The following is a 5,827-nucleotide window of genomic DNA, read 5'->3' as shown; positions in this document are numbered from 1 at the left end:
ATAAGTTGGCCCACGCCTTTATAGCATGAGCCATCCACTTATCACCCTGTGTTCTGAAATTTCCTACGTTTCTATAGCAAGGTAAAAGCGAATTGCTTCAAATTATTTTATTGAAGAATCGCAAAAATATTGATTTTACTTATAAAGTAAAATCAGTTCTATCAATATATATTCATAAGCGTTTTTTTACAATCAGTTTATCGGTTTCTAATTGACAATGCAAAAATAAATAAAACAATGACATATTCGTCATTACTCAGAAGATTATTTCGCCTCATCTTGTAATGATGGCGAAGCAAATAAAAAATAGTAAACTTTTAAAGGGGATAGCCGCGGTTCTTAAGGAATTACGTGACGTTAAAAACGTTAGCCAGGAAGAAGTTTATAACGACACGAATATACATGTTGGTCGAATAGAAACCGCTAAAGCTAATCCTACTGTCAGCACACTCGCTGCACTCTGTAAATATTTTGGTATATCTCTTTCTGATTTCTATAAAAGAGTTGAAGAACTTTAGATCCTCTATCTGGTAGATATTTTTCAAATTATTGTGTTTGGACAAACATGCGCTTTGTTCAAAATAATTTTTCATACAACGCTCAAACTCCACGTTGACCTAAGCAACAGTTAAGTTATATTCTAAACAGTAAACCCTGATAAGATGAAGTTAAAAAAATTGAGGAGAGATATATCCGAGGTAAGTTATAATTTCAGAGACTTAATTAGTTCTTTACTTTCTGCACTTTTTTTTACTGGCAAATTTGCTGGCAAATTTTGAAAAATAAAAAAGGCCCCTAAGAAGGAGCCTTTGTAACCAATTGATAATTAGGGTGCCCAGAACAGGAATCGAACCTGCACTCCCTTTCGAAAACAAGATTTTGAGTCTAGCGCGTCTACCAATTCCGCCATCTGGGCAATCTTTTTTAAGAACTTCGCCGCGTCAATTGCGGGATGCAAATATAGAAACTCTTTTTTAATCTCCAAGAAAATTTTTCATGCCAGCAATAAAAATCATTCCTCAACACACAAAAGAAAACAACCAAAACTATCTACCACAAAGCATTTAAGCCCTAAAATATCTTTTCATTTTTATTGCAAAATTTCTCTACAACACCTCCAACGGTTCCTTAAAATACCGTAAATTCAGTGATGGAAAACACGATTCACATAGGACTCATCCGGGAAGATAAACATCCACATGATAACAGGGTGGCTTTTACACCCAAACAATGCCTGTGGATCATGCACCATTTCCCACAGGTACGGCTATACGTACAACCGTCGCCGCGCCGTTGCTTCTCCGATGAAGAATATGACAAAGCCGGCATTCCTCTACAGGAAGATCTCTCCGGATGCGCCATACTGATGGGTATTAAAGAAGTGCCTGCCGATAAACTCATCGCCGGCAAAACCTATCTTTTCTTCAGTCATACTAAAAAGAAACAGCCGCATAACCAACATATGCTGCAAACAATCCTGGAGAAAAATATTACGCTCATCGACTACGAATGCCTCGTGCATCCCGACGGACAACGCATTCTCGGCTTCGGCTTCTTCGCCGGCATTGTAGGCGCACATAACGGCCTGATGGCTTTCGGCGAAAAAACAAAAAGCTTCCACTTTAAAAGAGTACATACCTGCCATGATTTCCAGGAACTGATCGGGCATTACTTCGGGATCAAACTACCGCCTATGAAAATAGTGATTACCGGCTCCGGACGCGTAGCTGCCGGCGCCCTGGAAATCATGGGACTACTCGGTATCAAGTATATTCCACCGGAAGAATACCTGGTCAACAAATATGCGTACCCCGTATATACACAGCTGAAAGCAGGAGAACTCTATCTCCAGAAAAAAGATAAAACATATAGCAGGGCCGACTTCCATGCACATCCGGAAAATTATGAATGCCGCTTCCTCCCCTATGTCACCGCCAGCGATATTCTCATGAACGGCATCTACTGGGACCATAACATCCCGCCCCTCTTCCACGCCGCCGACCTGAAAAAAGAAAATTTTCGCATACAGGTCATTGCAGACATTACTGACGACACCAATGGCTCCATCCCCTGCAACCTGGGCGATAGCACCATAGAATCGCCTGTATATGGCGTTACAAAGGATACCATGGAGCAAACAGCACCCTATCTCCCGGATACGATAGACATGATGTGTGTCAGCAACCTCCCCAATGAACTACCACGGGATGCTTCCCAGTATTTCGGTGATCAGCTGATGAAATATGTATTTGAAGAATTACTAAAGCAAGACAGTATCATGATACAAAATGCCACCATTACCAGCAAAGGAGCTCTCACAGCGCCTTTTGCCTACCTGGAAGATTATGCAAAAGGCGCGTCCTGAAATCTACCGGAGCAAATGAACAGCCCCTTTCAGCATCTTCTCTTCCCCATCTATATTTTTATAACGGATAAAATAAACGTAGCTACCTACAGGTTGCGGGGCCCCATTATAGGTACCGTCCCATCCACGTAATACGTCAGTAGAAACATATATTTCCGCTCCCCAACGATCAAATATCCTAAATTCCAATAGAACCTGGCCGTGGGGCGTACGTAACCGGAATACATCATTCTGCCCATCTCCGTTAGGAGTAAACGCATTAGGTACATACAAGTCTATGGCACAGTCCTTTGCCACCGTCTGTAACGCCGTAACACCACACTCATTGCTGACGCTCACCCGATAGGTACCCGGATAACGAATCACCTGCGTGTTACTGGTGCTGCCATTCCCCCACAAATACTGATACCCTGGCTGTACAACCACCGTCACTGGTTTATAATTAAACAAACAGATATCCTGTTCAATACTTACCTGTGGCTTGTCTTTTACCGCCAGATGCAAAAGAATGATGCTATCGCAACCATTTACTGAAGTTAATGTAGTGGTGTAATCGCCGGCACTAAATACCTGACGGCCATCCGGTAACGTATAGGCGCGGCCGTTACAGGTGGTATCAAACGCTTCCTTATAGGCCGCCAATAGCACTTTCACCGTAGTGGTAATAATACTATCACACCCCTGGTAGGTTTTAAGGGAAGATACATAAGTGCCATTGCTGTTTACACGACGGCCATCCGGCAACTGATACGACTGATTACTACAAATCGTTACTGCTTCTTTTATTTTATATACCGGCAGCAATTTCAGGATAGTAGTAATTACGCTATCGCAGCCACTAACCACTCTTTTTAAAGTAGTGACATAGGTGCCTGCCGTATTCACAGGTGTCCCATCCGGCAAAACATAGTTATCGCCCATACAAATAGATGGGCTCACAAATCGCTGTATCCTCCCATCACTAAGCACCTGATGGATCTTCTCATCATTGCTGCAACGCCCTGTAACAACTACTTTCACGGTATACGTATGCTCGCTGGCGTAAATATGTTCCGGTGACATCTCTGTAGAAGTGCTCCCATCACCGAAATCCCATAACACACCCGTTATCCCCGCTTCATCTACCAGCTTAAATGTAGGCTTGCCTTCACAAATATTGGAAACAGTGAAATCTACGGGCTGCACCACCTTCACGGTGGTGGTGAAAAGACTGTCGCAACCCTGGTATGTTTTAAAGGATGACACATAAGTGCCGCTGGCACTGACATGCCGCCCATCTGCTAACTGGTATTGCTGCCCGGTACAGAGGATGATATCCTCCTTCTTGTTATAGGCTGGCCAAAACTTCACGGTGGTTGTAATCACACTATCGCAATTACTGCGCGCTCTTTTTATAGTACTGACGTAAGTTCCTTCCGCATTAATCGTCTTGCCGTCTGGCAATACGTAGGTACTCCCATCACAGATAAATTTATCAACTGCTATAGCTATTTTATCTTCAATAACCACCTCACCGGTTTTCTCATTGGTGCTACACTTCGCAGTAACGCTTACTTTCACCGTGTAGGTTTTATTACTTGTATAAAGATGGTCAGGAGATAACTGCGTAGAAGTGGTACCATCCCCAAAATCCCATAATACACTTGTTACACCCGCATCATTAACCAGCTTAAAGGTGGACTTTCCGCCGCAAACGGTGGAAACGGAGAAGTCGGCAGGTACATACAAAAAGCTTCTCACAAACGTAGGAAAACACACCGAAGTACGGCGTAATCCCTGCCCTGTTGGATCCATATCCATCCCATCCTGTTCAAAATTACATGCTGACCCTTTCACCTCCGGCTTATGAATAAGCCCTACATACCGATATCCATTTCCGTTTTCATCATATCCCACATACATACGCCGATCCGGCCCCATTTGAATACCCCCTATCTGCAGCGGCGCCATAACATTGGCTACTATTACCCCTGATGCATTCACATTCGCCGCGGTAAGGTCATATTGATAAATACGACTCCATGACAAATAATTCATACTCACTACATACAGCAACTTTCCATCGGATGAAAAATCCGAGCCTAAGGGAAAAATTACATCAAGTGTCTCGAACGGCGCACTGATAACGCCTGTACTATTATTGAATTTTAAAAGGTCCACCTTACTCATTTGCCCTTGCTTCAGGGCCGCTAAAGTATGCACAAGTGTTCCCCCATCATCGGAAAATTTGAGCACCCCTGCCTCTTCCCAGCCCCCGGAATGAATGACCGAACCCGTGGTATACACCGTAGGCGCCGATACACCCGCAGATGTAACCAGGTATACGTAATAATCAGCACTGCCCACCGCATGGGTGATCACCCAAAAATCCTTTCCGTTACAATGCCGGGTAGCACCTATTTTCTCCGTACTCAGGTTATTACTCAGCAACGCTATATTTTTTGTGCCGGGAACAATATCCCCCATGCCATTGTCTAACGCCATATCTATCAGATTATAACGAAATCCTTTGTCGGTCATGGTGGTAAACAGGTAATACTGTCCCGGATGGCCGGGAAAGGGCACTACCACTCCAGACTGAGAACTGGAAGGATCTCCCTGTAACCCCGTACCATTAGGCATTATCTGGTGTTTGGCATTCCATATGGTACTTCCTTCTGTATAAAATAACAAGTCACCTGTGGCGCCATCACAAATAGTGGCCACCCCTTCACGGGTATACGTTTGTCCATCGGTGAGAAGCGAGGCGGGCGTGGTGTTAAAGTTGATACCGGCATTATAGCCGAAATACCATCGGTAAACTTCTTTCTGGGCCGTAGCTGTAAATGCACACAACACTAACAGGCAGAAACAAACAATTCTTCTGTACATAGATTAGGATAAAATAGCGGAACACAAGATAGTAAATACCTACAGATATAGGTAATATGGCATCAACAATGAAACAAAGGTATCTGTATACACACGGTCGGCATCATGTATCGCCAGCTCTTTTACGGTGGTATTCCCCTTACTCCGGTCAAATATCCCTACTGTCCGGAAAAAGCCATGGTTCACACTTTGCCGGATATACAACACTTCCCGTAGTTGAAATCCGGCTACTTCAGCCAAATCCCGGAAAGTATCAAAAACCGCATAAGGCAGGAGTACGGAAACTTGTCCAGATGGCGCCAACTGCCTGTCAATAGCCCTGATCAGCTCCTGGTAACTCAGGTTAGTGGCGTGCATCGCCTGGTCTTTCTGTGCATGCCCGCTTTTTAGCGCGCTTTCATAAAACGGCGGATTGGTAATAATGAAATCATATGGCCCCTCATGTTCTAATTTTCGTACGTCCGTTTGCGTGAGGGAGAGCCTGTCTGCCCACGGAGATGCCGCGAAATTTGCCATGGCCTGTTGCGCCGCCGCCGGGTCCAGTTCCACGGCGGTGATAGTAGCGGGGATACGCTGCGCCAGCATCAGACT

At 44.4% G+C, this 5,827-nt stretch carries 4 protein-coding genes and 1 tRNA gene; 2 read left to right on the top strand and 3 right to left on the bottom strand.

What is annotated here, in order from left to right:
- The first annotated feature begins 287 nt into the window (after positions 1-287).
- Positions 288-518, top strand: a complete 231-nt coding sequence (locus VIP81_RS25395) for a helix-turn-helix transcriptional regulator (protein ID WP_331967859.1) — start codon at positions 288-290, stop codon at positions 516-518.
- Between the two features lie 314 nt (positions 519-832).
- Here the strand turns inward: VIP81_RS25395 and VIP81_RS25390 are convergent.
- Positions 833-916 (bottom strand) — tRNA-Leu (locus VIP81_RS25390).
- A 234-nt stretch (positions 917-1,150) separates the two neighbouring features.
- On the opposite strand from VIP81_RS25390, the gene VIP81_RS25385 reads away from it, so the two are divergent.
- Positions 1,151-2,365 carry an NAD(P)-dependent oxidoreductase gene (locus VIP81_RS25385; RefSeq protein WP_331967857.1) on the top strand — a complete coding sequence of 405 codons (1,215 nt, stop codon included), beginning with the start codon at positions 1,151-1,153 and terminating at the stop codon, positions 2,363-2,365.
- A gap of 3 nt (positions 2,366-2,368) precedes the next feature.
- Here VIP81_RS25385 and VIP81_RS25380 read toward each other — a convergent pair whose 3' ends face one another.
- Together VIP81_RS25380 and VIP81_RS25375 are read right to left on the bottom strand one after the other, a co-directional pair.
- Positions 2,369-5,236: a PKD domain-containing protein gene (locus tag VIP81_RS25380; protein WP_331967855.1), complete on the bottom strand. Its 2,868-nt coding sequence runs from the start codon at positions 5,234-5,236 to the stop codon at positions 2,369-2,371.
- Positions 5,237-5,275: 39 nt separating this feature from the next.
- The coding region (locus VIP81_RS25375) for a tRNA1(Val) (adenine(37)-N6)-methyltransferase (RefSeq protein ID WP_331967854.1) at positions 5,276-5,827 on the bottom strand (552 nt) is incomplete at its 5' end.

Origin of the sequence: Chitinophaga sp. (assembly GCF_036566945.1) — a bacterium.
Lineage (GTDB): Bacteria > Bacteroidota > Bacteroidia > Chitinophagales > Chitinophagaceae > Chitinophaga.
Note: the sequence above shows the minus strand (reverse complement) of the source record. Positions and strands in the feature narration are given on the sequence as shown.

Bases quoted from the DNA above. Each gene is read 5' to 3' on its own strand.
- VIP81_RS25395 (WP_331967859.1), top strand. From the start codon at position 288: ATGGCGAAGCAAATAAAAAATAGTAAACTTTTAAAGGGGATAGCCGCG.
- VIP81_RS25385 (WP_331967857.1), top strand. From the start codon at position 1,151: ATGGAAAACACGATTCACATAGGACTCATCCGGGAAGATAAACATCCA.
- VIP81_RS25380 (WP_331967855.1), bottom strand. From the start codon at position 5,236: ATGTACAGAAGAATTGTTTGTTTCTGCCTGTTAGTGTTGTGTGCATTT.